1 protein-coding gene is annotated in these 270 nt (G+C 71.1%); it reads left to right on the forward strand.

Annotation, left to right across the window (positions count from 1 at the left end):
- Positions 1 to 270: pyridoxamine 5'-phosphate oxidase family protein (locus ACZ3GY_RS24035; protein ID WP_465912251.1), on the forward strand; the 270-nt coding region annotated here is incomplete at both ends.

Here is a 270-nt window from a genome sequence, read left to right on the forward strand (position 1 = left end):
TGTTCGACAGCTCGATGCGCTACCGCTGCGCGGTCGTTTACGGGGTGGCATCCGTCGTTCCGGCGGAGGAGAAGGAGGATGCCTTGCTCGCCCTGTCGGAGCACCTCCTGCCGGGACGCGCCGCCGAGGTCCGGCCGATGACCGCCCGTGAACTGGCCGCGACGCTCGTGCTGCGACTGCCGCTCGCGGAGGCTAGCGTCAAGGACAACGCCGGATCCGAGGTCGAGGAGGACGGCGACGGCGAGGATCGCGCGGTCTGGGCGGGCGAGC

This window comes from Pseudomonas sp. PME37.24/006 (assembly GCF_055556635.1).